The 24,360-nt window shown below is 70.3% G+C and carries 24 protein-coding genes; 14 read left to right on the forward strand and 10 right to left on the reverse strand.

Annotation, left to right across the window (positions count from 1 at the left end):
- Nucleotides 1-30 precede the first annotated feature (30 nt).
- The 3 genes from ACO07H_RS01860 to ACO07H_RS01870 are packed head-to-tail and all read right to left on the reverse strand — an operon-like array spanning nt 31 to nt 3,664.
- Nucleotides 31-1,701, reverse strand: coding sequence for an ABC transporter ATP-binding protein (locus tag ACO07H_RS01860; RefSeq protein WP_422010527.1), 1,671 nt, complete (start codon nt 1,699-1,701; stop codon nt 31-33).
- 2 nt (nt 1,702-1,703) lie between these two features.
- Nucleotides 1,704-2,729 carry an ABC transporter permease gene (locus ACO07H_RS01865; protein ID WP_422010529.1) on the reverse strand — a complete coding sequence of 342 codons (1,026 nt, stop codon included), beginning with the start codon at nt 2,727-2,729 and terminating at the stop codon, nt 1,704-1,706.
- Nucleotides 2,726-3,664: an ABC transporter permease gene (locus tag ACO07H_RS01870; RefSeq protein WP_422010531.1), complete on the reverse strand. Its 939-nt coding sequence runs from the start codon at nt 3,662-3,664 to the stop codon at nt 2,726-2,728. Before ACO07H_RS01870 ends, ACO07H_RS01865 begins: the two co-directional genes overlap by 4 nt.
- Before the next feature lie 182 nt (nt 3,665-3,846).
- On the opposite strand from ACO07H_RS01870, the gene ACO07H_RS01875 reads away from it, so the two are divergent.
- From ACO07H_RS01875 to ACO07H_RS01910, 8 genes are all read left to right on the forward strand, one after another.
- The gene (locus tag ACO07H_RS01875; RefSeq protein ID WP_422010533.1) at nt 3,847-5,640 is read left to right on the forward strand and encodes an ABC transporter substrate-binding protein; all 1,794 of its coding nucleotides are present in this window, start codon (nt 3,847-3,849) and stop codon (nt 5,638-5,640) included.
- Entirely contained in the window at nt 5,637-7,466 is a 1,830-nt protein-coding gene (locus tag ACO07H_RS01880) for an ABC transporter substrate-binding protein (RefSeq protein ID WP_422010535.1), read from the forward strand. Before ACO07H_RS01875 ends, ACO07H_RS01880 begins: the two co-directional genes overlap by 4 nt.
- A gap of 104 nt (nt 7,467-7,570) precedes the next feature.
- Nucleotides 7,571-7,912: a PspC domain-containing protein gene (locus ACO07H_RS01885; RefSeq protein ID WP_422010537.1), complete on the forward strand. Its 342-nt coding sequence runs from the start codon at nt 7,571-7,573 to the stop codon at nt 7,910-7,912.
- 152 nt (nt 7,913-8,064) lie between these two features.
- Nucleotides 8,065-9,747: a wax ester/triacylglycerol synthase family O-acyltransferase gene (locus ACO07H_RS01890; RefSeq protein ID WP_422010539.1), complete on the forward strand. Its 1,683-nt coding sequence runs from the start codon at nt 8,065-8,067 to the stop codon at nt 9,745-9,747.
- A 33-nt stretch (nt 9,748-9,780) separates the two neighbouring features.
- Nucleotides 9,781-10,611 (forward strand): esterase/lipase family protein, encoded by an 831-nt coding sequence (locus ACO07H_RS01895; RefSeq protein WP_422010541.1) that lies wholly within the window; start codon nt 9,781-9,783, stop codon nt 10,609-10,611.
- Between the two features lie 16 nt (nt 10,612-10,627).
- Entirely contained in the window at nt 10,628-11,398 is a 771-nt protein-coding gene (locus ACO07H_RS01900; RefSeq protein ID WP_422010543.1) for a DUF4184 family protein, read from the forward strand.
- A gap of 63 nt (nt 11,399-11,461) precedes the next feature.
- Nucleotides 11,462-12,058, forward strand: coding sequence for an ATP-dependent Clp protease proteolytic subunit (locus ACO07H_RS01905; protein WP_422010545.1), 597 nt, complete (start codon nt 11,462-11,464; stop codon nt 12,056-12,058).
- Nucleotides 12,059-12,143: 85 nt separating this feature from the next.
- A complete protein-coding gene (locus tag ACO07H_RS01910; protein WP_422010547.1) occupies nt 12,144-13,040 on the forward strand; it encodes an alpha/beta fold hydrolase in 897 nt (298 codons plus the stop codon).
- Between the two features lie 9 nt (nt 13,041-13,049).
- Here ACO07H_RS01910 and ACO07H_RS01915 read toward each other — a convergent pair whose 3' ends face one another.
- Nucleotides 13,050-13,496 carry a hypothetical protein gene (locus ACO07H_RS01915; RefSeq protein WP_422010549.1) on the reverse strand — a complete coding sequence of 149 codons (447 nt, stop codon included), beginning with the start codon at nt 13,494-13,496 and terminating at the stop codon, nt 13,050-13,052.
- An 86-nt stretch (nt 13,497-13,582) separates the two neighbouring features.
- Nucleotides 13,583-14,032: a copper chaperone PCu(A)C gene (locus tag ACO07H_RS01920; RefSeq protein ID WP_422011641.1), complete on the reverse strand. Its 450-nt coding sequence runs from the start codon at nt 14,030-14,032 to the stop codon at nt 13,583-13,585.
- A 55-nt stretch (nt 14,033-14,087) separates the two neighbouring features.
- On the opposite strand from ACO07H_RS01920, the gene chrA reads away from it, so the two are divergent.
- From chrA to ACO07H_RS01945, 5 genes are all read left to right on the forward strand, one after another.
- A complete protein-coding gene (gene chrA / locus ACO07H_RS01925; protein WP_422010551.1) occupies nt 14,088-15,386 on the forward strand; it encodes a chromate efflux transporter in 1,299 nt (432 codons plus the stop codon).
- 49 nt (nt 15,387-15,435) lie between these two features.
- Entirely contained in the window at nt 15,436-15,831 is a 396-nt protein-coding gene (locus tag ACO07H_RS01930; RefSeq protein WP_422010553.1) for a GntR family transcriptional regulator, read from the forward strand.
- Nucleotides 15,828-16,706 (forward strand): ABC transporter ATP-binding protein, encoded by an 879-nt coding sequence (locus ACO07H_RS01935; protein ID WP_422010555.1) that lies wholly within the window; start codon nt 15,828-15,830, stop codon nt 16,704-16,706. The genes ACO07H_RS01930 and ACO07H_RS01935 overlap by 4 nt, the downstream gene beginning before the upstream one ends.
- Nucleotides 16,706-18,157 carry a hypothetical protein gene (locus tag ACO07H_RS01940; RefSeq protein ID WP_422010557.1) on the forward strand — a complete coding sequence of 484 codons (1,452 nt, stop codon included), beginning with the start codon at nt 16,706-16,708 and terminating at the stop codon, nt 18,155-18,157. The genes ACO07H_RS01935 and ACO07H_RS01940 overlap by 1 nt, the downstream gene beginning before the upstream one ends.
- A gap of 90 nt (nt 18,158-18,247) precedes the next feature.
- Nucleotides 18,248-20,167 carry a potassium transporter Kup gene (locus tag ACO07H_RS01945; protein ID WP_422010559.1) on the forward strand — a complete coding sequence of 640 codons (1,920 nt, stop codon included), beginning with the start codon at nt 18,248-18,250 and terminating at the stop codon, nt 20,165-20,167.
- Nucleotides 20,168-20,177: 10 nt separating this feature from the next.
- Here ACO07H_RS01945 and ACO07H_RS01950 read toward each other — a convergent pair whose 3' ends face one another.
- Together ACO07H_RS01950 and ACO07H_RS01955 are read right to left on the reverse strand one after the other, a co-directional pair.
- Nucleotides 20,178-20,621 carry an SRPBCC family protein gene (locus tag ACO07H_RS01950; RefSeq protein WP_422010561.1) on the reverse strand — a complete coding sequence of 148 codons (444 nt, stop codon included), beginning with the start codon at nt 20,619-20,621 and terminating at the stop codon, nt 20,178-20,180.
- 106 nt (nt 20,622-20,727) lie between these two features.
- Nucleotides 20,728-21,204 (reverse strand): flavin reductase family protein, encoded by a 477-nt coding sequence (locus ACO07H_RS01955; RefSeq protein ID WP_422010563.1) that lies wholly within the window; start codon nt 21,202-21,204, stop codon nt 20,728-20,730.
- Nucleotides 21,205-21,246: 42 nt separating this feature from the next.
- Here ACO07H_RS01955 and ACO07H_RS01960 point away from each other — a divergent pair, with 42 nt between their 5' ends.
- Nucleotides 21,247-22,230, forward strand: coding sequence for a M48 family metallopeptidase (locus ACO07H_RS01960; RefSeq protein WP_422010565.1), 984 nt, complete (start codon nt 21,247-21,249; stop codon nt 22,228-22,230).
- 15 nt (nt 22,231-22,245) lie between these two features.
- On the opposite strand, the gene ACO07H_RS01965 is transcribed toward ACO07H_RS01960, so the two are convergent.
- The 3 genes from ACO07H_RS01965 to ACO07H_RS01975 form a co-directional block, all read right to left on the reverse strand.
- Nucleotides 22,246-22,878 carry a Crp/Fnr family transcriptional regulator gene (locus tag ACO07H_RS01965; RefSeq protein WP_422010567.1) on the reverse strand — a complete coding sequence of 211 codons (633 nt, stop codon included), beginning with the start codon at nt 22,876-22,878 and terminating at the stop codon, nt 22,246-22,248.
- A gap of 42 nt (nt 22,879-22,920) precedes the next feature.
- Nucleotides 22,921-23,592 (reverse strand): helix-turn-helix transcriptional regulator, encoded by a 672-nt coding sequence (locus ACO07H_RS01970; protein WP_422010569.1) that lies wholly within the window; start codon nt 23,590-23,592, stop codon nt 22,921-22,923.
- A 123-nt stretch (nt 23,593-23,715) separates the two neighbouring features.
- Complete coding sequence (locus ACO07H_RS01975; RefSeq protein WP_422010570.1) at nt 23,716-24,360, reverse strand: MBL fold metallo-hydrolase; 645 nt, start codon at nt 24,358-24,360, stop codon at nt 23,716-23,718.

The following is a 24,360-nucleotide window of genomic DNA, read 5'->3' on the forward strand; positions in this document are numbered from 1 at the left end:
CGTTCAGATTGCACGGGAGCAGTTCCCGTTTCAACGGCCCTGGTAGCCGCGCGGCACGGCGCCCAACAGGCGACGCGTGTACTCCTGCTGCGGCGCGGCGATGAGCTCGCGCGTGCCGGCCTGCTCGACGACGTCGCCGTTCTGCATGACCAGCACTTCGTCGGAGATGAACTTGACGACGGCCAGGTCGTGGCTGATGAAGATGTAGCTCAGGCCGAACTCGTCCTGCAGGTCACGCAACAGGTTCAGCACCTGCGCCTGCACCGACACGTCCAGCGCCGACACGGCCTCGTCCAGCACCAGCACCTCGGGCTGCAGCGTCAGGCAGCGCGCGATGGCGATGCGCTGGCGCTGGCCGCCGGAGAACTCGTGCGGATACTTGCCCATCGCGGTCTCGTCCAGGCCCACCTTCTGCAGCAGCGCGACGGCACGCGCCTCGCGGTCGGCGGTGCCCGTGCCGATGCCGTGGATCTCCATCGGCTCGCGCAGCGTCTGGCCGATGGTGAAGCGCGGGTTCAGCGACGCGTAGGGGTTCTGGAACACGACCTGGATGCGGCGGCGCATCTTCTGCCAGTCCGGGCCGCTCATCTTCAGCAGGTCCTGGCCCTCGAACAGCACCTGGCCACCGGTCGGTTCGTGCAGGCGCAGCAGCGTCAGGCCCATCGTCGTCTTGCCCGAGCCGGACTCGCCGACCACGCCCAGCGTGTGGCCCTTGCGCAGCTTGAAGCTCACGTCCTTGACCGCTTTGAACTCGCGCTTGCCGAACAGGCCGTCCTTCAGCCAGAAGCTCTTGCGCAGTCCGGTCACTTCCAGCAGCACCGGCGCGCCCGGGTCCTTGGCCGCGGCCTCGTTGGCCGAGGCGCGGCCGGCGATGTGGTCGTCGATGACCATCAGCCGCGCCGGGTTCTCGGTCAGCGACGGCCGGCAGGCCAGCAGCGCCTTGGTGTAGGCATCCTGGGGGTCGTTGAAGATCTGCGCCACCGGCGCGCTCTCGCGCACCTGGCCATGGCGCATGACGACGACATGATCGGAGATTTCGCCCACCACGCCCAGGTCGTGCGAGATGAACAGCAGGCTCATGCGGTGCGACTCCTTGAGCCGCGCCATCAGCTCCATGACCTGGCGCTGGATGGTCACGTCCAGCGCCGTCGTCGGCTCGTCGGCGATCAGCAGCTTCGGGCTGCAGGCCAGCGCCACGGCGATCATCACGCGCTGCTGCTGGCCGCCGGACATCTCGTGCGGGTAGGCCTTCAGCCGCCGCTTCGGCTCGGGGATGCCCACCTCGTTGAGCAGCTCCTCCGCGCGCACCAGCGCCTGGCGGCGGCTCATTCCCATGTGCTTCATCAGCGGCTCGCAGATCTGCGTGGCCACGTCGAAGACCGGGTTCAGCGAACTCATCGGGTCCTGGAACACGCAGGCGATGTCCTTGCCGCGGATGGCCTGCAACTCGCGCAGCGGCGCCTGCAGCAGGTCGCGGCCCTGGAACAGGATGCGGCCTTCGCGCTCGGCGTTGCTGGGCAGCAGGTTGAGCACGGACATCGCCGTGACGCTCTTGCCCGAGCCGGATTCGCCCACGAGGGCGACCGTGCTGTTCTCCGGCACGTCGAAGCTGACGCCCTTGACGGCGAGCTGGCGCTGCATGTGGCCGCCCGCCTTGCCCATGCGGAAGGCGACTTTGAGGTCTTGAATACTGAGAAGCATGGTCACTCCAGCCCGCGCAGCTTGGGGTCCAGCGCGTCGCGCAGCGCATCGGTGAACAGCGCGAACGCGGTGACGAAGATGGCCATCAGCGCCGTCACGGCGGCGAGCTGCCACCAGTAGCCGAGGATCATCTCGTTCTGCGCCTCGGCCAGCATCGTGCCCCAGGAGACCTGGTCCACGCCCACGCCCAGGCCCAGGTAGCTCAGGATGACCTCGCTCTTGATGAAGCTCACCACGTGCAGCGACAGCTGCACCAGCGCCACGTGCGACACGTTGGGCAGGATGTGCTTGAACATGCGCGACCACTGCGACGCGCCGATGGCCTCGGCCGAGCGCACGTACTCGCGGCTGCGGTGCTTCATGAACTCGGCGCGGATCAGGCGGTAGATGCCCGTCCAGCCGGTCAGCGCGAGGATGAGCACCACCGACGTGATGCCGCGGCTGAAGATGGCCGCGAACGCGAAGATCAGCAGGATGCTGGGGATGGCCGTGAAGACGTTGTAGACCCACTCCAGGAAGTCACCCAGCTTGCCGCCGAAGAAGCCCGACAGGGCGCCCAGCACGGTGCCGATCAGCGTCGCCACGACGGCCGCCGCCAGGCCCACGAAGATGGAGACCTCGGCGCCTTTGATGACCTTGGCCAGCACGTCGCGGCCCAGGCGGTCGCCGCCCAGCGGCAGCGTCTCGGCGCGCGGCGCCTCGTCGGTCTTGAAGGCCTTGGCGCGCTCGGCCCACTCGGCATAGCGGGGCGCCAGCGGGTCGATGTCGGACAGGTCCACGTTCGGGCCCTTGGGCACGGCGATGGTGCCGGTGTCCTCGGGCGGCTGCGGGCCCAGCAGCGTCGGCGGCGCGTTGGGCACGCCGACCTCCTGCTGCCAGTTCGCCGCGATGCGGTCGGTGGCGGCCAGCAGCACGAGGACGAGGAACAGGCCGACGATGGCCATGCAGGCCATGCCGACGCGGTCGGTCTTCAGGCGGCGCCACGAGGCCGCCCAGACACCGCCGGAGGAATTCGACACGGCGCTCATTTGAGGACCACCCGGGGATCGACGAGCTTGTAGAGCACATCGACGAGGAGGTTGAAGCTCATCGTCAGCGCCGCGAGGTAGATGGCGAAGGCCTGCAGGACCGGATAGTCGCCGCGGTTCACCGCCAGCAGCAGCTCGCGGCCCAGACCCGGGATGGAGAAGAACACCTCGATCAGGAAGCTGCCCACCAGCACGCCCGGCAGCAGCACCGACACGTTGGTCAGGATGGGGATCATCGCGTTGCGCAGCACGTGGCGCAGCAGCACGGTGCGCTCCGTCATGCCCTTGGCACGCGCGGTGCGCACATAGTCGTGGCCGATCTCGTCGAGGAAGAAGCTGCGGTACAGGCGGATCTGCGGCGCCAGCGACACCGCCACAGCCACCAGCACCGGCAGCGGCGCATAGGTGGTGAGGTTGGTCCAGTGGTTGCCGGTCCAGCCCTGCACCGGGAACCAGCCGAGGCGGAACGCGAAGATGTACTGCGCCAGGATGACGTAGACCAGCAGCGAGATGGACACGGCCACCGTCGAGACCACCATCACCGCGCGGTCCGTCAGGCTGCCGCGCACGGTGGCGACGGCCAGCGCGAACGGGATGGCCAGCGCCACTTCCAGCACCAGGATGGGCAGCGTCACCGTCAGCGTGGCCGGCAGGCGCGTCGCGAACAGGTGGGCGACCGACTCGTTCGTCGCCCAGCTCTTGCCCCAGTCGAAGGTGACGATCTGCTTGACGAAGATCCAGAGCTGCTCCCAGACCGGCTTGTTCAGGCCGAGCTGGTCGCGGATGGACTCGATCTGCTCAGGGCTCGCGTTCAGGCCACCGAGGATGATGGCCGGATCACTGCCGAAGTACTTGAAAAGGAAGAACACCAGCAGCACGACGCCGAGCAATGTCGGAATCATTTGCCACAGGCGCCGTATCAGATAGGCCGCCACAACGACACTCCAGCCAGATGTACAGGCATAGGCCTGTACCGGCCCTCGCCAAAAACCACCAGCCCCGCCGCAAGAGCGGGGCTGGCACGGGTCGGGGCCGGAGTCTATGCGAGCACCGCATCCCAGCGGACTGCCGGTTTCACTAGACTCGGCGACTTTTCAGAACCTGCCGCGTCGTTGCCATGAAGTTCTCCACCCTGCTGACCACCCTGCTGCTGGCCTGCGCCGCGGTGGGCGCCCATGCCGCCGACAAGGTCGTGCGTTACGCCTTCCGCGTCGCCGAGACGGGGTTCGATCCAGTTCAGGTCACCGACAAGTACTCCAAGGACGTGGCCGCCTGCATCTTCGATGCGCCGCTGGAATACGACCTCGGCACGCGGCCCTTCAAGCTGCGGCCGGCCACCGCCGCGGCGATGCCCGAGATCAGCGCCGATTTCAAGAGCATCACCTTCCGCATCAAGCCCGGCATCTACTTCGCCGACGACCCCGCCTTCAAGGGCAAGAAGCGCGAACTGGTCGCGCAGGACTACGTCTACTCCATCAAGCGCCACTACGACCCGCGCTGGAAGAGCGGCAACCTCTACCTGCTGGAGAACGCCAAGGTGCTGGGCCTGTCGGAGCTGCGCAAGGAGCTGATGGCGGCGAAGAAGCCGTTCGACTACGACCGCGAGGTCGAAGGCCTGCGGGCGCTGGACAAGTACACCTTCCAGATCAAGCTGGGCCTGGGCGACCCGCGCTTCGTGCAGAACTTCAGCGACGCCGGCACCTTCGGCGCGGTGGCGCGCGAAGTGGTCGAGTTCTACGGCGACAAGATCATGGAACACCCGGTGGGCACCAACGCCTTCCGGCTGGCCGAATGGCGGCGCAGCTCCAAGATCGTGCTGGCGCGCAACCCCAACTTCCGCGACATGGTCTACGCCGAGGTGGCGCCGCCGGGCGCCGACGAGCGGCTGAAGGCCGAGGTCGCCGCGCTACAGGGCAAGAAGCTGCCGCTGGTGGACCGCGTCGAGATCAGCATCATCGAAGAGAACCAGCCGCGCTGGCTGGCCTTCGTGCGCGGCGAGTTCGACGTCATCGAGGAGGTGCCGCCCGACTTCGCCGGCGAGGCCATGCCGCGCGGCCAGCTCGCGCCCAACCTGGCCAAGCAGGGCATCCACATGCAGCGCTACCCGCGCGTGGACGTGGCGGTCAGCTACTTCAACATGGAAGACCCGGTCGTGGGCGGCTACACGCCGGACAAGATCGCGCTGCGCCGCGCGATCAACCTGGCCGTGGACCTGGACAAGGAGATCCGCCTCGTGCGCCGCGGCCAGGCCGTGAAGAGCCAGGGTCCCATCCCGCCCATTGCCTTCGGCGGCTCGACCGAGTTCAAGACCGAGATGAGCGAGTTCGACCCGGCCAAGGCCAAGGCGCTGCTGGACCTGTACGGCTACGTCGACAAGAACGGCGACGGCTGGCGCGACCTGCCCGACGGCAGCCCGCTCGTGATCGAGTACGCCACGCAGCCCGACGCCCAGAGCCGCCAGCTCGTCGAGCAGTGGCAGAAGAACATGGACGCCATCGGCATCCGCATCAAGTTCAAGATCGCCAAGTGGCCGGAGAACCTGAAGGCCTCCAATGCGGCCAAGCTGCAGATGTGGGGCGTGGGCTGGATCGGCTCGACGCCGGACGGCGACACTTTCCTGGCGATGGGCTCCAACAAGTCCAAGGGCGCCGCCAACAAGCCGCGCTTCGACCTGCCGGCCTTCGAGGCGCTGTACGACAAGCAGAAGGCCCTGCCCGACGGCCCCGAGCGCCATGCCGTCATGCAGGAAGCCCAGCGCATGCTGGTGGCCTACGCGCCCTACAAGTTCCACGTGCACCGCATCTGGACCGACATGGCCCAGCCCTGGGTCAAGGGCTACAGCCGCAACCTGTTCGTGCGCGACGTCTGGAAGTACGTGGACGTCGACACCGCCGAAGTGCCCAAGCCATGACTGCCCGCCCCGTGATGAAACACCTGCTCGCCGCGCTCGCCGTCTGCACAGTCCTGCTGTCGCCCGCAGGCGCCACAGACACGCCGCAGGCAGCGCCCGTGAAGACCTTGCGGTATGCCCTTAAGGTCGCGGAGACGGGGTTCGACCCCGTGCGCATCTCGGACCTGTATTCGCGCTCGCTGACGGCGCACATGTTCGAGAGCCCCTACACCTACGACCCGCTGGCACGACCCACGAAGATCGTGCCGCTGGTGGCTGCGGGCGAGCCCGAAATCAGCGCCGACTTCAAGACGTTCACCGTGCGCATCAAGCCCGGCATCTACTTCGCGGACGACCCGGCGTTCAAGGGCAGGAAGCGCGAGCTCACCGCGCAGGACTTCGTCTACAGCATCAAGCGCTTCGCCGACCCGGCCACCAATGCGCAGAACTGGGCCGGCTATGAGGATGCCGGCCTCGTGGGCCTGGCCGAGTTGCGCGAGCAGGTGCTCAAGAGCAAGCGCCCGTTCCCCTACGACACCGACGTGGCCGGCCTGCTCGCGCTGGACCGCTACACGCTGCAGCTGAAGACGAACGAGCCGCGCCCGCGGCTGGTCGAGAGCATCCTGACCGGCAACGACCTGTACGGCGCCGTCGCCCGCGAGGTGGTCGAGTTCTATGGCGACCGGATCATGGAGCATCCGGTGGGCACCGGGCCTTTCATGTTGAAGGCCTGGCGGCGCAGCTCGCAGATGGTGTTCGAGCGCAACCCCGGCTACCGCGAGCGCCACTACGAGGCCGAGCCTGCGCCCGACGATGCCGAAGGCCAGGCCATCCTGGCCCGGCTCAAGGGGCGCAGCCTGCCGATGGTCGACCGCGTCGTCGTGGACGTCATCGTCGAGAACCAGCCGCGCTGGCTGGCCTTCCTGAACAACGAGCACGACTTCATCGAGCGCATGCCCGAGGAGTTCATCACTCAGGCCGCACCGGGTGGCCACCTGGCCCCCAACCTCGCCAAGCGCGGCATGCAGGCGGTATTCACGCTGGCACCCGACGTGACGCTGACCTGCTTCAACATGGAAGACCCGGTCGTGGGCGGCTACACGCCCGACAAGGTCGCGCTGCGCCGCGCGCTGTCGCTCGCCTATGACGTGAAGAAGGAGATCCAGCTCGCCCGCCGGGGCCAGGCCGTGCCCGCGCAGGCGCCGGCAATGCCCGGCACGTCCAGCTATGACCCCGACTTCAAGAGCGAGATGAGCGAACACGACCCGGCGCGCGCCAAGGCGTTGCTGGACATGTACGGCTATGTCGACAAGGACGGCGACGGCTGGCGCGACCTGCCCGACGGCCGCCCGCTCGTGCTGGTGCGCAACACGCAGTCCGATTCGCTGAGCCGCGCCATCGACGAGCTGTGGGACAAGGCGCTGCGCGCCATCGGCATCAAGCTGCAGCTGAAGGTGCAGCAGTGGCCCGAGAACCTGAAGGCCGCGCAGGCGGGCAACTACCAGATGTGGCCGGTGGGCTCGTCAGCCTCGCAGCCCGATGGCGCCGGCCTGCTGCAGTACTACTTCGGCCCGGCCGCCGGCACCTACAACCTGCCACGCTTCAAGAACGCCCGGCTGGACGACATCTACAGGCACGTGCAGTCCATTCCCGACGGTCCCGAACGCCAGGCGCTCTTCCGTGAAGCCAAGCGCATCGCCGTCGCCTACATGCCCTACAAGGTGCACAACCACCGCATCATCACGGACATCCAGCAGCCGTGGATGTCGGGCTTCCGACGGCCGCTGTTCTCGCAGGACTTCTGGCAGTACGTGGACATCGATCCGGGCAAGCAGCCTGTCCGCTGAAAACCGCGCCGGCGTCCCGCGGAATCGACAGACTGTCGCAAGCGGCTGGCAGGCACGCGCCGTGCCGCTAGGCTTGCCAACATCAACACCGAAAGGAGCCCCAGATGAACGACGCCGAAGAACTCCACAAGCTCGCCGACCTGCATGCCCGCGGCGTGCTCAACGACGAGGAATTCGCCAAGGCCAAGGCCCGCCTGCTGAACGGCGGCACGGCCCCGTTCTCCAGCGCGTCGCCGGGCGCTGCGCCCGGCCCCAACGTCAACGCCGTCAACGGCCTGCGCCGCGCGCGCATGGACCGCTGGATCGGCGGCGTCTGCGGCGGCATCGCCCGCGCCACGGGGCTGGACTCCTGGGTCTGGCGCCTGATCTTCACGGTGCTGTTCCTGGCCTTCGGCAGCGGTATCTTCCTGTACATCCTGCTGTGGATCTTCGTCCCTGAGGAATAGCCCACCCCCTACGGCCTGACGGCCGCCCCCTTCAAGGGGGCACTCCCAGCCGCCCGGCAAAGCCGGATCGGCGGGAGTCGCTGGAGGGGTCGGCCCTGAGGGCCTTCGCCTAATTCACCGGTATGCTGGACTGAAAAGCCAGGAGACACCCGATGAAGCAGCTCGCCGGCCTGGACGCCAGCTTCCTCTATCTCGAAACGCCGCAGATGCCGATGCATGTCGGCGCGCTGCACCTGCTGGAGCTGCCCGCCGGCTACGACGGCGATTACGCCGAGGACCTGCGCGAGCACATGCATGCGCGCATGCCGCTGCTGCCCGCGCTGCGGCGCAAGCTGGTGGCGATGCCGCTGGGGCTGTCCAACCCGGGCTGGGTGGATGCCGAGCCCGACCTGGACGAGCACATCGTCGAGATCGCACTGCCGAACGTGAACGGTCAAGGCAGCGGCATGGCGGAACTGGAGGCGCAGGTCGGCGCGCTGCACCCCGTGCTGCTGGACCGCAGCAGGCCGCTGTGGAAGTTCCACGTCTTCACCGGCCTGGAGCCCGGCCCCGACGGCCAGGTGCGCGTCGCCCTGTACACGCAGCTGCACCATGCCGCGGTGGATGGCCAGGCGGCCGTGGCGCTGGCCCAGGTCATCCTCGACCTGAGCCCGGAGCCGCGCGCCATCGACACGCTCGCCGCGCGCAACCGCAAGCGCGGCCAGATCGGCACCATGGGCATGCTGCGTGCGGCGATGTCGCAGCAATGGAAGCAGACCGTCAAGCTGGCCCGCTCGCTGCCCAGCGCGGCCGGCATCCTGGGCAACATGGCCGTGGGCTACGCGGGCGGCGCGGCGGCCGGCGCGTCCATCGACAAACTGCGCGCGCTGCTGGCCGGCGTCGCCGCGCAGACCACGGCCGTCGTGCGCGGCAAGACGGCCGTGTCCAGCCTCGGCCCCGCGCCACGCACGCGCTTCAACGTCAGCCTGTCCGACACGCGCGCGTTCTCCGGCGTCACGCTGCCGCTGGCCGAGCTGAACCGCACGCGCCGCCGCCACCACGCCAGCCTCAACGACGCGGTGCTGTTCGTCATCGGCGGCGCGCTGCGGCGCTTCCTGACCAAGCACGGCCCGCTGCCGCGCAAGAGCCTGATCGCCGCGGTGCCCGTGTCCACGCGCGCAGCGGGCGACACCACGTCCAACAACCAGGCCACGATGACCTTCATGAGCCTGGGCACGCACCTGGCCGACCCGGCCGAGCGGCTGGCCCACGTGATGGCCTCCAGCAAGGCCATGAAGGCGCAGATGTCCCAGCTCAAGAGCCTGATGCCGACCGACTTTCCCAGCCTGGGCATCCCCTGGCTGATGCAGGCCGGCGCCATGCTCTACGGCCGCGCCAAGGTGGCCGAGAAGCTGCCGGTGGTGGCCAACGTCGTCATCTCCAACGTGCCGGGCCCGAACGTGCCGCTGTACCTGGCCGGCGCGCAGATGCTGACCAACTACCCCACGTCCATCGCCGTGCACGGCCTGGCGCTGAACGTGACCGTGCAGACCTACAACCAGTCGCTGGACATCGGCCTGATGGCCTGCGGCGAAGCCATGCCCGAGACGGCCGAATTCGCCGCCTATGTGGAGGCAGCCTTCATGGAGCTGCAGGCGCTGCCGGTGGCCGAGGCGGCGCCCGAGCCAGCGCCTGCCGTGAAGAAGGCGGCAGCCAGGAAAGCCCCGGCCGGCAAGACGGCCGCAAAGACGACCGCCAAGAAGGCCACCAAGAAGACAGCGGTAAAAAAGGCTGTCGCCCCGGCGACGCCCAAGCCCCGGGCAAGCACGGCCCGCAAGAAGGCGGCGGCTGGCTAACAATGGTCGGGCCCCGCCCGACCCTGCCCTCGCATGCCCGCCACCCGCTCGCCGCGCTTCTCGCGCTGGCAACAGACCTCCTCCACGGCCCACCCCGACGGGTCCGACCTGCGCGCGCCCAATGCCTGGCTGCTGATGCTCGAGGGCCGCGCGCCCTGGGAGTACGCCGCGCTGCTGGCCACGATGCCGTGGCTGAAGCGGCTGCAGAAGCTGCCCCACGGCGACGGCCATCCCGTCCTCGTCTTCCCGGGCCTGGGCGCCCATGACGTGACGACGGCGCCACTGCGCGCGCTGCTCGACTCACTGGGCTACGCCACCCAGCCCTGGGGCCAGGGCTTCAACCTCGGCCCGCGCGCCGGCGTGCTGGAGCAGTGCAAGGCCGACCTGATCGAGCTGCACCGCCGCCACGGCCGCAAGGTCAGCCTGCTGGGCTGGAGCCTGGGCGGCATCTACGCCCGCGAGCTGGCCAAGGAATGCCCGGACCTCGCGCGCTGCGTCGTCACGCTGGGCACGCCCTTCACCGGCCACCCGCGCGCGACCAACGCCTGGCGCTTCTTCGAGATGGTCAGCGGCCACGCGGCCAACGACCCGGCGCTGATGGCGCAAATCCGCCAGGCGCCACCGGTGCCGACGACGTCCATCTATTCCAAGACCGACGGCGTCGTCGCCTGGCGCTGCAGCATCAACGAGCCGGGACCGCTGACCGAGAACATCGAGGTGCAGGCCAGCCACATCGGCCTGGGCGTGAACCCCGTGGCGCTGTATGCGCTGGCGGACCGGCTGGCGCAGCCGGAAGGCGAATGGACGCCGTTCGATGCCAAGGGGGCGAGGCGGTGGTTCTACAAGACGTCGGAACAGGCCTGACCTCGCCTCGCCCACCGTGCCCTGGACCTTCGCCCACCCGGCGGCCATCCTGCCGCTGAGGTCGCTCTGCCCCCGCTGGCTGTCCCTGCCGGCGCTGATCATCGGCTCGCTGGCGCCCGACATGAGCTATTACGTCGGCATGCACGCCCGCTGGTCAGCGTTCTGCCACACGGCGCTGGGCGTCGTCACGGTCTGCCTGCCGGTCAGCCTGCTGCTGTTCGCGTTGCTGCAACGTTTTGCACGGCCCCTGACGGTGCTGCTGCCGGTGCCGCACCGCGAGATCGCGCGCGAACAGCTCCACCCGCTGGCTCGGGCGGCGTGGCAGGGCCTGGTGGTCGTGGTCGCCTCCATCCTGCTGGGCGCCACCAGCCATGTCGTGTGGGACGCCTTCACGCACGCGGGCCGCTGGGGCGCGTCACTTCTGCCGCTGTTGGACAGGCCCCTGTTCGTCGCGCTCGACCGGGAGTTCCAGCTCTTCAACCTGCTGCAGCACCTGAGCACCGCGGTGGGCGTGGCCGCCATCGCGACGGTGTACTGCCGGGCCCTGCGTGCCCGGTGCGGCGCCACCGCGTCACCGCAGGACACGCGCCGCCGCCAGCTGCTGCTGGCCTTGTTCACCAGCGCCGCCGCCGCAGGGGCCACGGCGGCCTGGGTGCTCACGCCGCCCGCGCAGTCAGCCTATGTCTCGCACCTCATCGTGCACACCGTCGTCTGGAGCACCAGTTGCCTGGCGCTGCTGTTCGTCCTCGCCAGCCTGGCCTGGTGGCGGCGCCACGGCGACGCCTGAGACCCCTCGCCACGCCGCCGCCGCATCTCGCGGTAAGGTATCGCCCTCAACCGGATCCCGAACATGAATCACCACACCCTCGCCGCCGACGACAAGGCCGCCAAGAAAGAAGCCCCCGAGAAGCAGGAAGAGCAACTGCTGTTCAAGGGCCGGTACGTCATGATCTTCGGCGAGATCGACGACAAGGTCGCCCAGGCCACCTGCCGCCGCCTGCTGGCGCTGAGCCAGGAGTCCGACGCGCCGATCACGCTGCTGATCTCGTCGCCCGGTGGCCATGTGGAAAGCGGCGACGCCATCCACGACATGATCCGTTTCGTGCGCGCCCCGGTCACGGTGGTGGGCACGGGCTGGGTCGCCAGCGCCGGCACGCACATCTACCTGGCCGTGCCCAAGGAGCGCCGCGTGGCGCTGCCCAACACGCGCTTCATGATCCACCAGCCGGCCGGCGGCGCCGGCGGCCAGGCCAGCGACATCGCCATCCAGGCCAAGGAAATCATCCGCACCCGCGAGCGCATCGCCGCCGTCATCGCCCGCGAGACCGGCCAGCCGCTGGAGCGCGTGCGCATCGACATCGAGCGCGACTTCTGGATGAGCACCGACGAGGCCATCGCCTACGGCCTGGTCTCACGCGTCATCGAGCACCAGGTGGACCTGGGCTGACGCCAATGTCGAGGCCCACACGCTCGCTTCGCTCACTGCCCGCCTCAGGGGCACCAGCGCCCCTGGGGCGGGCCGGCGCGCGCTGATGCAGCTCAGCGCCAACGGCATCCGCATCGAAGTCGAGGTCCACGGCCCGGACAGCGGCGAGCCGCTGCTGATGATCATGGGCCTGGGCATGCAGCTCGTCGCCTGGCCCGACGGGCTGGTCGATGAGCTGGTGGCCCGCGGCTTTCGCGTCATCCGCTTCGACAACCGCGACGTGGGCCTGTCGCAGCCCTTCGACGAGTTGGGCATGCCCAACATCCCGCTGGCGGCGCTGCTGCACACGCTGCGCCTGCCGGTGAAGGCGCCCTACCAGCTCGCCGACCTGGCGCGCGACGCCGTCGGCGTGCTGGACGCGCTGGGCATCGACCAGGCCCATGTCTGCGGCGCCTCCATGGGCGGCATGATCGCCCAGCACCTGGGCTTCTCCCACGGCCAGCGGCTGAAGAGCCTGACGCTGATGATGACCAGCAGCGGCGACCGCGGCCTGCCCAAGGAGAGCCTGAAGGTGCGCCGCGCGATGCTGTCGCGCCCGGCGCGGGCCAGCACGCCCGAGCAGAAGCTGGAGAACGTGCTGGACCATTACGTGAAGCTCTACGGCGTCATCGGCAGCCCCGGCTACCCGCCCGAGCCCGCCAGCCTGCGCGAGCGCATCGCGCGCGGCGTGAAGCGGTCGTTTCGCCCGCAGGCCGTGGCCCGCCAGCTGGTGGCCATCGCGGCGGACAGCCACCGCGCGGACCGGCTGCCGCGCATCACCGCGCCGACGCTGGTCATCCATGGCCAGGACGACCCGCTGATCCCGGTCGCGGCGGCGCACGACCTGGCCCGGCGCATCCCCGGCGCGACGCTGGAGATCATCCCCGGCTGGGGACACGACCTGCCCGAACCGCTGTTTGCGCGGCTGGCGACCGCCATCGCCGCCAACGCCGCGCGCGCCTGAGCCCGGTCGTCAGGCGGCGCCGCCCGCCGTGCCGCCCTGGCCGAGCTGTTCGACCGCCTGGTACTCCTTGACCGCTGCGCCCGCCTCGGCGCTGCTGGCACTGCGCGCGGTCTCGGCCGCCTTCTCGGCAGCCAGCTTGGCGTCGTAAGCCGCCTGTTCCTGCGGTGTCACCGTGCCGTCCTCGTCCGTGTCGGCCGGCTCGTAGGTCTTGGTGGCCCCGCTGAGGCTGCCCGTGGAGCCACCGGCGGTCGAACCGCTGGCGGACGCGCCGCCGCCGGCCTGCCGGGCCTGCTGGGCCCCCTGGGCCGAGATGGTGACGACGGCGGCCTGCGCCTCGGCGGCGGGCTGGCTCTGGGCCTGCGCTGCGGCCGTCGCCGCGGCGTCGGCCCGCTCGGCGGCCCCGCTGTTGTCGGACCCGGAACTGGCCGACGCGGGAATGTTGACGGCATTGATCATGCTCAGCTCCAAAGTGACCCCCTGTATTTCGGCCGAAGCGCCGACAGCTTGAACCGGCTTGAAGCGGCCACCTGTCGCCATGGGCATCAGCGCGTCGCGCCGCCCCCGGCGCCGGCCCGTGCTTCGGCCTTGATCTCGACGGCCGTGCGTTGCCTGTCCTCGCCCTCGACGGTCAGCGTCAGCGGCACGGTATCGCCGGCCTTGATGGGCGCCTTCAACCCCATCAGCATGACGTGGTAGCTGCCGGGCTTGAGCGCCACGGCCTGGCCGGCGGGCAGCGGCAGCGCCTCGACGGCGCGCATCTTCATGACGCCGTCTTCCATCTTCATTTCATGGATTTCCACCATGCTGGCGAGCGGCGAGCTGGCCGCGACGACCTTGACCGGCCTGGCGGCCGTGAGCTGCATGAAGGCGCCCGTGGCCTTCTGCGGCGCGACGGTGGCGCGCACCCAGGCGTCGTCGACCTTCACGGCGGGGGTCTGGGCCTGGGCGGCGACAGCAGCGAACAGGGCGGAGGCGATCAGCAGATGGCGCATGGTGGATGACGACAACGAGAAAGACTGCATTGTGCGCAGTCCCGATACTGCCTGCATGAGCACGCCTCCTGCACCGGTCGGCTTCTGGGCCGCGCTGCGCTTCTGGGCACGGCTGGGCTGCATCAGCTTCGGCGGCCCGGCCGGGCAGATCGCGCTGCTGCACGCCGAACTCGTGGAGCGAAAGCGCTGGATCAGCGAGCGCCGGTTCCTGCACGCGCTGAACTATTGCATGCTGCTGCCCGGCCCCGAGGCCCAGCAGCTCGCCACCTACCTGGGCTGGCTGATGCACCGCACGGCGGGGGGCATCGCCGCCGGCGTGCTGTTCGTGCTGCCGTCGCTGGCGCTGTTGATCGCGCTGAGCTGGCTCTACATGGCCCACGGCCAGCAGCCGCTGATCGCCGGCCTGTTCGACGGGCTCAAGCCCGCCGTGCTGGCGCTGGTCATCCAGGCGGCGCACCGCCTGGGCGGGCGCGTGCTGACCACGCCGCTGCGCTGGGCGCTGGCGGGCGGCGCGCTGGTGGCCGTCGCGGGCGTCGGCCTGCCCTTCCCGCTCGTCGTGCTGGCGGCCGGGCTCATCGGGCACCTGGCGGCCGCGCGACAGGCGCCGGCCCCTGCGCCGCCGGCCGCGCACGGCAGCCCCGCCTGGATCGACGACGACACGCCCTCGCCGCCGCACGCCCGCTTCTCGCGCGCCCGGCTGGCGCGCCTGCTCGGGGTTGGCGCACTGCTGTTTGCGCTGCCCTACGCCGCCCTCTGGGCCTGGGGCGGGCCGGTGCTGACCGCCATGGCCGGCTTCTTCACGCGCGCGGCGCTGGTGACCTTCGGCGGCGCCTACGCGGTGCTGCCCTATGTGTTCCAGGGGGCCGTCGAGCAGCACGGCTGGCTGACGGCCGCGCAGATGATGGACGGCCTGGCGCTGGGCGAGACGACGCCCGGCCCGTTGATCATGGTGGTCGCGTTCGTGGGCTTCGCCGGCGGCTGGTCGCAGGCGGTGCTGGGGCCTGGCCTGCTGCCCGTGGGCGGCGCGCTGGCCGCCGTCGTCGCCACCTGGTTCACCTTCCTGCCGTCCTTCCTGTTCATCCTGATCGGCGGGCCACTGGTGGAGCGCACCCAGCACATGCCCCGCCTGGCCGGCGCGCTGTCGGCCATCACGGCTGCGGCGGTGGGCGTCATCCTCAGCCTGGCGCTGGCCTTCGCCACGCAGTTGCTGTGGGCGCACGGGCGCGTCCAGTGGGCGCCCGCGCTGCTGGCCGCGGCCGCCACCGTCGCGCTGCTGCGCTTCAGGGTGGGGCTTTTGCCGCTGCTGGCGGCCTGCGGTGCGCTGGGCATCGCGGCGCGCCTGATCGGGGCTTGACGGGAGCTGTCCACGTGTACTATCGTACTAGTACACATTGTCAGCCTCCATGGAAGCCGCCCACTTCGTCCACATCAACACCGGTTCGCCCGAGCCGATCTACCGCCAGCTCATCGAGCAGGTGCGTCGGCGCGTCGCGGCCGGACAGCTGAAGGCGGGCGACGAGATCCCGTCGGTGCGCGAACTGGCCCAGGCGCTGGCCGTGCACCCGATGACCATCTCCAAGGCCTATTCCATGCTGGAGATGGAAGGCGTGCTGGAGCGCCGCCGCGGCCTGTCCATGGTCGTCGCGGCGCAGCACCACCGCGCCCAGTCCGCCGCATCGCGCATCGAGCTGCTGCGCCCCACGCTGCGCCAGGCCGCCGACGAAGCGCGCCAGTTGCAACTGCCCAAGGCCGAGGTCCTCGGCCTCTTCGATCAACTGCTGGACGAGAGCGCCCCATGAGCCCGCACTTCCCCCACACCGAGACGCCCAGCGCCGCCCTGTCGGGTGTCAGCCTGGCCTACCCGCACGGCCCCGATGTGCTGCGCCAGCTCGACTGGAAGCTGCTGCCCGGCCAGGTCGTCGGCCTGCTGGGCCGCAACGGCGCCGGCAAGACCACGCTGCTGGAGACGCTGCTGGGCCTGCGCGAGCCGCAGGCGGGCCAGGTGCAGCTCTTCGGCCAGGATGCCGCACGGCTGGATGACGCGACGCGCGCCCGCATCGGCTACGTGCCGCAGGCCAACGACCTGTTCGAGAGCTTCACGCCCGCGCAGCTGCTGGCCTATTTCCGCAGCTTCTACCCACGCTGGAACGAAGCGCGCGTGGAGGGGCTGATGTCGCGCTGGGACATTGCCCGCGACAAGCCCATCCGCAAGCTCTCCGGCGGCCAGAAGCAGCGCCTGTCCATCATCCGCGCACTGGCCCACGAGCCCGACCTGCTGGTGCTGGACGAACCCGTCGCCAGCCTGGACCCGGTCGGCCGGCGCGACTTCCTGCGCGAGCTGGTGGAGCAGGTGCTGGACCGCGGCACGACGGTGGTGTTCTCCACGCACATCCTGTCGGACCTGGAGCGCGTGGCGTTCAACCTCGCCTTCCTCAGCGAAGGCCGCATCGCGCTGCAGGCACCGCTGGACGAACTGCTGGAGCAGGTGCGCGCGTTCACCGGCAGCGTCACCGAGCTGGCCGGGCTGTTCGCGCGGCTGGGCGCGCAGCCGCTCAAGCGCACGCCGCTGGACGCCGGCCGCGAGCGCGTGCTGGCCCGCCTGCCCGCCGGCGTGGCCGCGCCGCAGGACGCGCAGGCTGTGAACCTGGAAGACCTGTTCGCGGAGCTGACCTGATGAACGCCGCCACGTCCGGCCAGATGCTGCTGGCGTTCTGGCGCCAGCGCGACCGCGAGCACCCCTGGGGCCGGCGCTGCCTGATCGCGCTGGCGCTCGCCGGCCTGGGCCTGAGCCTGTACTTCACCCCTGGCGCGCGGCCGGCCTTGCTGGCCGGCGCGGCCGTGCTGGTGCTGGCGTCGCTGTGGACGGCCATCGCCGGCAGCCTGCTGCTGCAGAACCATCCGCATGTCGCGCGCTTCGTGCCCGGCCATGTGCGCCAGATGCGCGAACTCGCGCTGGCCAGCTGGGCCGTGTTGTCCCTGGCCTGCGCGGGCCTGCTGTGGCAGTTCGTCCCGCTGATGCCGTCGCCCCAGGCCCTGCTGCTGCTGAGCGCCGCGTCCCTGGCCTTCATGGCGTGGGCGGCGCGCGCCTGGACGCTGTGGCTGATCGTTTCCTTCGCGCCGGTGATCGTCTTCGGCACCGGCCTGGGCCGTCGCCTGGCGCCGCTGTGGACGGCCGCGCGCGACCTGTGGGCGGCCCAGACGCTGCCCGTCCTCGCGTTGGGCCTGCTGGCGCTGGCCTGGTCCATCGCGCGCCTGTTCGGCAACGGCGACGCCGCGCACCGCGTCGTGTACGAGCGCTGCGCCCGCATGCGCCGCGCGTCCAACGAGGCCATGACCGGCAAGCAGTCCGGCGCGGGCGCCTTCGGCCGGCCGGGCACCTGGCTGGCGCGGCCATTCGAGGCCGCCGCCGCCGCGTGGCTGCGCCATGTGCTGGCGCACGCCGCGCCGGGCACCCGCAGCGTGCTCAGCCGCGCCGAGATCGTGCTGCACGGCCAGCAGCACTGGGTGCGCCAGACGCTGGGCGCGCTGACGGCACTGGCGCTGGCGGCGGCGGGCTTCGTTATCGCCCTGGCGATCGTCGGCCCGGGCCTGCAGGACCACTGGACCCGCGGCGCCTACGGCATGGCCATCGGCCTGGCCAGCATGGGCTTCAATCCCAGCTTCGCGCTGCCCAACATGCTGTGGCACAGCCGCCGCGAGCAGGCGCTGCTGCGGCTGCTGCCCGGCATGCCGCAAGGCCAGGCCCTGAACCGTGCGGTCGCGGGGCTGCAGCTGCGCCATGCCCTCATCGACTGGGCGGTGACGACTGCCGCGCTCGGCCTGCTGGCCTGGGCCGCAGGCGACCTCGCGCTGCTGTGCCTGGCCTTCGGCGCGCTGCCGCTGAGCACCGGCTGGCTGCTGCGCCGCCCGGCGCTGATGAAGGCGCCCACGTCATGGACCGCCGTGGTGCCGGTGTTCGCCTTCCTGCTGATGGCCGGCGGCCTGTACGTGCTGCACCAGAAGCTGGGCACGCCGCTGGTCGTGCTGGCCGGCGCCAGCCTCGCCCTGAGCGCGGCGCTGGGCGTGTGGCGCTGGCGCGTGCTGATGGCCGCACCGGTGGCGCTGCCGACGGGACGCCTGGCCTGACGGGCCCGGCAGCGTCAAGGCCATCGCCGGGCTCGCAACACGGCGCGGTGGCTATTCGGCGCGCCATCGGCGATGCTGGCACCCTTGCCCATGCCTGCACCGCTGCCGATGACCCCACACGCGCCCGACCAGCCCGCCACCCCCACCCGCCATGGCCTGGCCGGGCTGACGCTGGGCGCCATCGGCGTCGTCTACGGCGACATCGGCACCAGCCCGCTGTACACGGTCAAGGAGATCTTCACGCCGGCCACCGGCGTGCCGCTGACGGCCGATGCGCTGATCGGCGCGATCTCGGCCATCGTCTGGGCGCTGATGCTGGTGGTCACGCTGAAGTACGTCGTGCTCATCCTGCGCGCCGACAACCGCGGCGAGGGCGGCGGCCTGGCCCTCACGGCGCTGGCCACGCAGGCCGTGAAGCAACGGCCGGGGCTGCGGCGCTTCCTGCTGCTGATGGGCGTGTTCGGCGCGACGCTGTTCTACGGCGACAGCGTCATCACGCCGGCCGTCTCCGTCATGGGCGCCATCGAGGGGCTGGAGATCGTCAGCCCGCAGCTCGAACGCTATGTGCTGCCGCTGTCCATCGTCGTGATCGTGCTGCTCTTCATCGTGCAGAAGCACGGTACCCACGTCGTGGGCCGCGTGTTCGGGCCGGTCATCCTGTTGTGGTTCCTGGTGCTGGCCGTCACCGGCGTGATGCAGATCGCGCAGCAGCCGGCCATCCTGGCCGCGCTGAACCCGCTGCGCGCCATCGAGTTCCTGTCCGGCCGCGGCTGGCAGGTCTTCGCCGTCGTCGGCGCCATCGTGCTGGCGCTGACCGGCGCCGAGGCGCTGTACGCCGACATGGGGCACTTCGGCGCCCGGCCCATCCGCCTCGCCTGGACGGGCGTCGTCTTCCCGGCGCTGGCGCTGAACTACCTGGGCCAGGGCGCGCTGCTGATCGGCGACCCCGCCGCCATCGACAACCCCTTCTACCGCCTCTTCCCCGCCGCGCTGGTGCTGCCCGCCGTCGTGCTGGCCGCCATGGCCGCGGTCATCGCCTCGCAGGCGGTCATCTCGGGTGCCTACTCGATGACCAAGCAGGCCATCCAGCTGGGCTTCCTGCCGCGCATGCAGGTGCGCAACACGTCGGCGTCCGAGGCCGGGCAGATCTACATCGCCGGCGTGAACTGGGCGCTGCTCGCCGGCGTGCTGGGCGCGGTGCTGCTGTTCCGCAGCTCGTCGGCGCTGGCCGGTGCCTACGGCATCGCCGTCACGCTGACGATGATGATCACGACGGTGCTGACCTTCTTCGTCATCCGCAACGGCTGGCGGCTGCCCGCGCCGCTGGCCTGGGGCGCGACGCTGTTCTTCCTGGCGCTGGATGCGCTGCTGGTGGCCGGCTGCGCGATCAAGATCGTCGATGGCGGCTGGTTCCCGCTGGTGCTGGGCGGCCTGCTGTTCGTGCTGATGAGCACCTGGGCGCGTGGCCGCAAGGCGCTGCAGCAGCACCTGGCCGCGGAAGGCCTGGAGCTGCTGCCGTTCGTCGAGTCGCTGCACGCCTTCGGCGATGCCGAGCGTCCGCGCGTGGCGCGCACGGCCATCTACCCCGTGGCCAACGCCGGTCTCGTGCCGCCCGCGCTGCTGCACAACCTCAAGCACTACCAGGTGCTGCACGAGCGCAACGTCGTGCTGACGGTGAGCTTCTGCGAGCGGCCCTACGTGCCCGAACAGGAGCGCCTGGCGCTGGAAGTGCTGGCACCGGGCTTCTGGCGGCTGACGCTGACCTACGGCTTCATGGACCAGCCCGACGTGCCCGCCGCGCTGGCGCTGTGCGGGCCCCGCGGCCTGCACACCGAGCCGGCCGAGACCAGCTACTTCCTCAGCCGCGAGACGCTGGTGCCGCGCGCCGGCATGACGCACTGGCGCGAGGCGCTGTTCGCGGCGATGAGCCGCAACGCCGGCAGCGTGGCGGACTACTTCCGCCTGCCCGGCAATGCGGTCGTGGAGCTGGGCACCAAGGTCCAGCTGTAGGCGGGCCGGGTCACTGCGGGATCTCGGGTTCGGCCAGCTGCGCCAGCAGCATCAGCGACTCCTGCCAGCCCATGGTGCAGGCCTGCACGGGGATGACGGCCGGGATGCCTTCCTGCGTGATGCGCAGCTCGGTGCCGCAGAACACGGCCTTCAGCTCGACGGTGGTGGTCATCTCGCCCGGCAGTTTGGGGTCGTCGAACGCGGCGGTGTAGCGCAGCTTCTGGCCCGGCACCAGCTCCAGGTAGCGCCCGCCGAAGCTGTGGCCGTTGCCGGTGGTCAGGTTGGTGAACGACATCTTGTAGCCGCCGCCGACCTTGACGTCCGCCTCGTGCACGGTGCCGTAGAAGCCATGCGGCGGCAGCCACTTGGCGAAGGCGGCGGGCGTCGTGAAGGCGCGGTAGATGCGGTCGGGCGGGCAGCGCAGCACGCGATGCAGCGTGACGGTGTGGGTCATGGTGGTGTCCTGGGTGGTGCAGAGGATGACCCTCTGCCATGACGACGAACGGCGTTCGCCCGGATCGACAGCGCCGGCCCGGGCGCTGCCCGGACACGGCCCGGCTTCACAGCGGCAGCTCGGTGAAATACCTGCCGCCGTGGAAGATCAGCGGCTGCGCGCCCGCGCGCGCGGTGCAGCGCTCCACCTCGCCGACGAAGATGACGTGGTCGCCCTCTTCGTACTGGCTGCGGTTGGCGCATTCGAAGCTGGCCACGGCCCCGTCCAGCACCGGCGCACCGCCCGCGCCCTCGCGCCAGGGCACGCCGGCGAAGCGGTCGATGTCGCGCGTGGCGAAACGCTGGGCCAGCAGCACCTGGTCGGCCGCGAGGATGTTGACCGCGTAATGCGTGCCGCGCGCGAACACCGGCATGGAGCCGGCGCGGCGCGCGAGGCTCCACAGCACCAGCGGCGGGTCCAGCGACACCGAGTTGAAGGAATTGGCCGTCAGCCCGACGAGGCTGCCGTCGGCGTCGCGCACGGTGATGATGGTCACGCCGGTGGCGAACATGCCAAGGGCGGCGCGGAATTGCTGGCTGTCCATGGCGAGCGATTGTCACCACTCCCGGCACCGCACAATGACGGCATGGATGCCGACGACTTCATCGTTCACAGCGACCTGCGCTTCACCCACCCGCCCACGCGCCGGTTCGGCGACTGCGCCGATTGCGCCGCCGGCCGCTGCGCCCCGCCGCGCCAGCGCGGCCGGCGCCTGTTCACCGGCCTGCTGGGCGCGGGGGGCGCCGCCGCCTTCCTGCCCGCCTGGGCGCGCGAGGGCGTGGATGTCGGCCCCAAGAGCAAGTTCGCCGGCCTCGTGTCCGCGGAGCAGCTGGAACAGGCCGGCGGCCAGCAGTACGCGCAGATGATGGCCCAGGCCGGCCAGCAGCGCGCGCTCGCGCCGGCCGAGCAGCCGCAGCTGCAGCGGCTGCGCTACATCGCCCAGCGCATCATCCCGTTCAGCTATGAATGGAACGACCGCGCGCGGCAATGGAAGTGGGAGGTCAACCTGCTCGGCAGCCCGGAGCTGAACGCCTTCTGCATGCCGGGCGGCAAGATCGCCTTCTTCTACGGCATCCTCGAAAAGCTCAAGCTCGAGGACGACGAGGTGGCGGCCATCATGGGCCACGAGGTGGCGCACGCGCTGCGCGAGCACGCCCGCGAGCGCGTCGGCAAATCGGCCGTCACGAACGGCATCGTCGAGCTGGGATCGGCGCTGTTCGGCCTGGGCAACCTGGGCCGCGGCCTGGCCAACATGGGCGCGCAACTGGCGAGCCTGCGCTTCAGCCGCGACGACGAAACCGAGGCCGACCTCGTGGGCATTGAGCTCTCAGCCCGCGCCGGCTACGACCCGGCCGCCGCCGTGCGGCTGTGGGAAAAGATGATGACCGCGAACAAGGGCGCGCCGCCGCCGTGGCTGTCCACCCACCCGGCCAGCACGACGCGCATCCGCGACATCCAGGCCAACCTGCCCAAGGTGGCCGGCCTCTACGCCCGCGCGCGCAAGCCAGACCAGCGCTTCCCGACGGCGCCGCCGCTCAAGACCGCGCCCAGGCCGCCGTCCGGCGGCTGACGCGGCACCGCCCCGTCACCAGCGGGCGGGCAGGCTCTTCATGCGCTGGTATTCACCGGCGCCGACGCGTCGCAGGTAGCCGCCCAGCTCCAGGTCCTTGACCAGCTTGGACACCATTTCGCGCGAGCAGCCCAGCCGCCGGGCCATGCCCTGGTGGGTCAGCTCCAGGTGGCGGCCGTCGCCGGTCGATTCCTCCACGAGGTTCTTCAGCCGACCGTAGACGTCGTTCAGCGCCAGCTGCTTGGTGGACAGCGTGGCGGCGCGCGCGCGGCGGATCACCTTGGTCAGCAGCTCGAAGGCGAACTCCGGGTGCGCGCTGATGTGCGTCAGCAGGCTGGCGCGCGTGACCATGACGAGGCGGCTGCCCACCTCGGTGATGACGCTGGCCGAACGCGGGCCACCGTCCAGGCTCATCTCGCCGACGTACTCGCCGGGGCCGTAGACGCCGTAGGTGATCTCGCGCCCCCGCACGTCGCTGCTGTAGGCCCGCAGCGAGCCGGACAGGATCAGGTAGATGTTGTCGCCGATCGAGCCTTCCTCGATCAGCACGACGCCACGGCGGTAGCTGCGCACCATGCCGCGCGCGGCCAGCAGCCGCAGCGACGGCGGCAGCGCCATGAATTCGTTGTCGAGGGTATCGTCAGCCATCCGGACCGCGCCACGGGCATGAGGCCCGGAGCGCGCCGAATGTTAGTTCACCAGCTTGGCCGGCCGCAGCGACGACACGAGCGGCGGCAACAGCGCGAGCTGGCGCATCAGCTCGCCGATGCTGTCGGCGCCGCTCTTGGCGCGGATGCTCTGGATCTGGCTGCGCACCGTCGAGATGGCCACGCCCTGGCGCTGCGCGACCTCGGCCGGCTTCACGCCGCTGGACAGCGCCTTCAACACCTCGGTCTCGGCCGGCGTGAGCTGGTAGCGCAACGCGAACCACTGCGCCGCCAGGTCGCCGCAGAGCTGGCGCCGCTCCAGGATCAGCAGCACGGCAGCCTGGCTGACGTCGCGGTTCAGCGGCACGACCACGACGTTGGCGCGGCCGCATTCGGAGCGGTCGTCACCCAGCCTCAGCAGGCAGCGCCGGCCACTCGCCTCGGCGCCTTCCAGCGCATCGGCCAGCGGCACCGCGTCGGTCAGCAAGCGGGCACGCAGGTGCTGGCCCACGAGTTCCAGCGGATGGTTGTTGTCCAGCGACACGCGGGCCGCCAGATTGGTGTGCAGCACGCGGCCCGTGCCGTTGAGCATGACGACGCCGTGGTCCAGCTCCTCCAGCACCAGGCCCATCCACTGGCTGGACAACGAGGCGGCCGAGCGCCGCTCTCGGGGACGGCCGCCGGGGACTTGGCCAGGCTGAACGAACTCGGGCATCCACATCGCAGCACTCCTCGGTCCACGGATTGCAGACCATCCTCAAAGCGTAGGAGAGCACGTCCAGGCCGGGGCGTAAATGTTGCGGGATGTGTTTGTGAAGGAATTACAGCGGCGTGTCATTCACGCGCCATCTGCGACATAGGGATTGTGTCGACGCTCATGTCCGAGGGTGCTTTCCGGGCCGTGTCCGGGAATGAACACGGTGTCGTCGCCCATGGGCCACAGCCGCTCGCGGATGGCGGCGATCAGCTGCGCATGGTTGCCGCCCGGGAAATCGGTGCGGCCGATGCCGCCGGCAAACAGCACGTCGCCCACGAAGGCGCGCCGGGCCGTTGCCGAGTGGAAGACGACATGCCCCGGCGTGTGCCCGGGGCAGTGGCGCACCGTGAGCGTCTGCTGGCCGACCTGCACGGTGTCGCCGTCGGCCAGCCAGCGGTCGGGCTTGAAGCCCTCGGACGGCGGGAAACCGAACATGGCACTCTGCTGCGCCATCCCGTCGATCCAGAACTGGTCGCCCGGATGCGGCCCGATGATGGGCAGCCCCTGCTCGCGCGCGAGCTGGCCGGCGCCGCCCGCATGGTCGATGTGGGCATGCGTCAGCCAGATGGCCTGCAGGTTCAGCCCGCGCTCGCGCACGGCGGTGAGCAGCCGCGGCAATTCGCCACCGGGGTCGACGACCACCGCGTCATGCGTGACATCGCACCAGACGAGCGAGCAGTTCTGCTGGAAGGGGGTGACCGGGAGGGTGAGGTACTGCAGGGGCAT

The organism is Roseateles sp. (assembly GCF_965229315.1).
GTDB lineage: Bacteria > Pseudomonadota > Gammaproteobacteria > Burkholderiales > Burkholderiaceae_C > Pelomonas.

Coding starts and splice junctions, on each gene's coding strand:
- ACO07H_RS01860 (WP_422010527.1), bottom strand. CDS start 1,701: ATGCTTCTCAGTATTCAAGACCTCAAAGTCGCCTTCCGCATGGGCAAG.
- ACO07H_RS01865 (WP_422010529.1), bottom strand. CDS start 2,729: ATGAGCGCCGTGTCGAATTCCTCCGGCGGTGTCTGGGCGGCCTCGTGG.
- ACO07H_RS01875 (WP_422010533.1), top strand. CDS start 3,847: ATGAAGTTCTCCACCCTGCTGACCACCCTGCTGCTGGCCTGCGCCGCG.
- ACO07H_RS01880 (WP_422010535.1), top strand. CDS start 5,637: ATGACTGCCCGCCCCGTGATGAAACACCTGCTCGCCGCGCTCGCCGTC.
- ACO07H_RS01885 (WP_422010537.1), top strand. CDS start 7,571: ATGAACGACGCCGAAGAACTCCACAAGCTCGCCGACCTGCATGCCCGC.
- ACO07H_RS01890 (WP_422010539.1), top strand. CDS start 8,065: ATGAAGCAGCTCGCCGGCCTGGACGCCAGCTTCCTCTATCTCGAAACG.
- ACO07H_RS01895 (WP_422010541.1), top strand. CDS start 9,781: ATGCCCGCCACCCGCTCGCCGCGCTTCTCGCGCTGGCAACAGACCTCC.
- ACO07H_RS01905 (WP_422010545.1), top strand. CDS start 11,462: ATGAATCACCACACCCTCGCCGCCGACGACAAGGCCGCCAAGAAAGAA.
- ACO07H_RS01910 (WP_422010547.1), top strand. CDS start 12,144: ATGCAGCTCAGCGCCAACGGCATCCGCATCGAAGTCGAGGTCCACGGC.
- ACO07H_RS01915 (WP_422010549.1), bottom strand. CDS start 13,496: ATGATCAATGCCGTCAACATTCCCGCGTCGGCCAGTTCCGGGTCCGAC.
- ACO07H_RS01920 (WP_422011641.1), bottom strand. CDS start 14,032: ATGCGCCATCTGCTGATCGCCTCCGCCCTGTTCGCTGCTGTCGCCGCC.
- chrA (WP_422010551.1), top strand. CDS start 14,088: ATGAGCACGCCTCCTGCACCGGTCGGCTTCTGGGCCGCGCTGCGCTTC.
- ACO07H_RS01930 (WP_422010553.1), top strand. CDS start 15,436: ATGGAAGCCGCCCACTTCGTCCACATCAACACCGGTTCGCCCGAGCCG.
- ACO07H_RS01935 (WP_422010555.1), top strand. CDS start 15,828: ATGAGCCCGCACTTCCCCCACACCGAGACGCCCAGCGCCGCCCTGTCG.
- ACO07H_RS01940 (WP_422010557.1), top strand. CDS start 16,706: ATGAACGCCGCCACGTCCGGCCAGATGCTGCTGGCGTTCTGGCGCCAG.
- ACO07H_RS01945 (WP_422010559.1), top strand. CDS start 18,248: ATGCCTGCACCGCTGCCGATGACCCCACACGCGCCCGACCAGCCCGCC.
- ACO07H_RS01950 (WP_422010561.1), bottom strand. CDS start 20,621: ATGACCCACACCGTCACGCTGCATCGCGTGCTGCGCTGCCCGCCCGAC.
- ACO07H_RS01955 (WP_422010563.1), bottom strand. CDS start 21,204: ATGGACAGCCAGCAATTCCGCGCCGCCCTTGGCATGTTCGCCACCGGC.
- ACO07H_RS01960 (WP_422010565.1), top strand. CDS start 21,247: ATGGATGCCGACGACTTCATCGTTCACAGCGACCTGCGCTTCACCCAC.
- ACO07H_RS01965 (WP_422010567.1), bottom strand. CDS start 22,878: ATGGCTGACGATACCCTCGACAACGAATTCATGGCGCTGCCGCCGTCG.
- ACO07H_RS01970 (WP_422010569.1), bottom strand. CDS start 23,592: ATGCCCGAGTTCGTTCAGCCTGGCCAAGTCCCCGGCGGCCGTCCCCGA.
- ACO07H_RS01975 (WP_422010570.1), bottom strand. CDS start 24,360: ATGCCCCTGCAGTACCTCACCCTCCCGGTCACCCCCTTCCAGCAGAAC.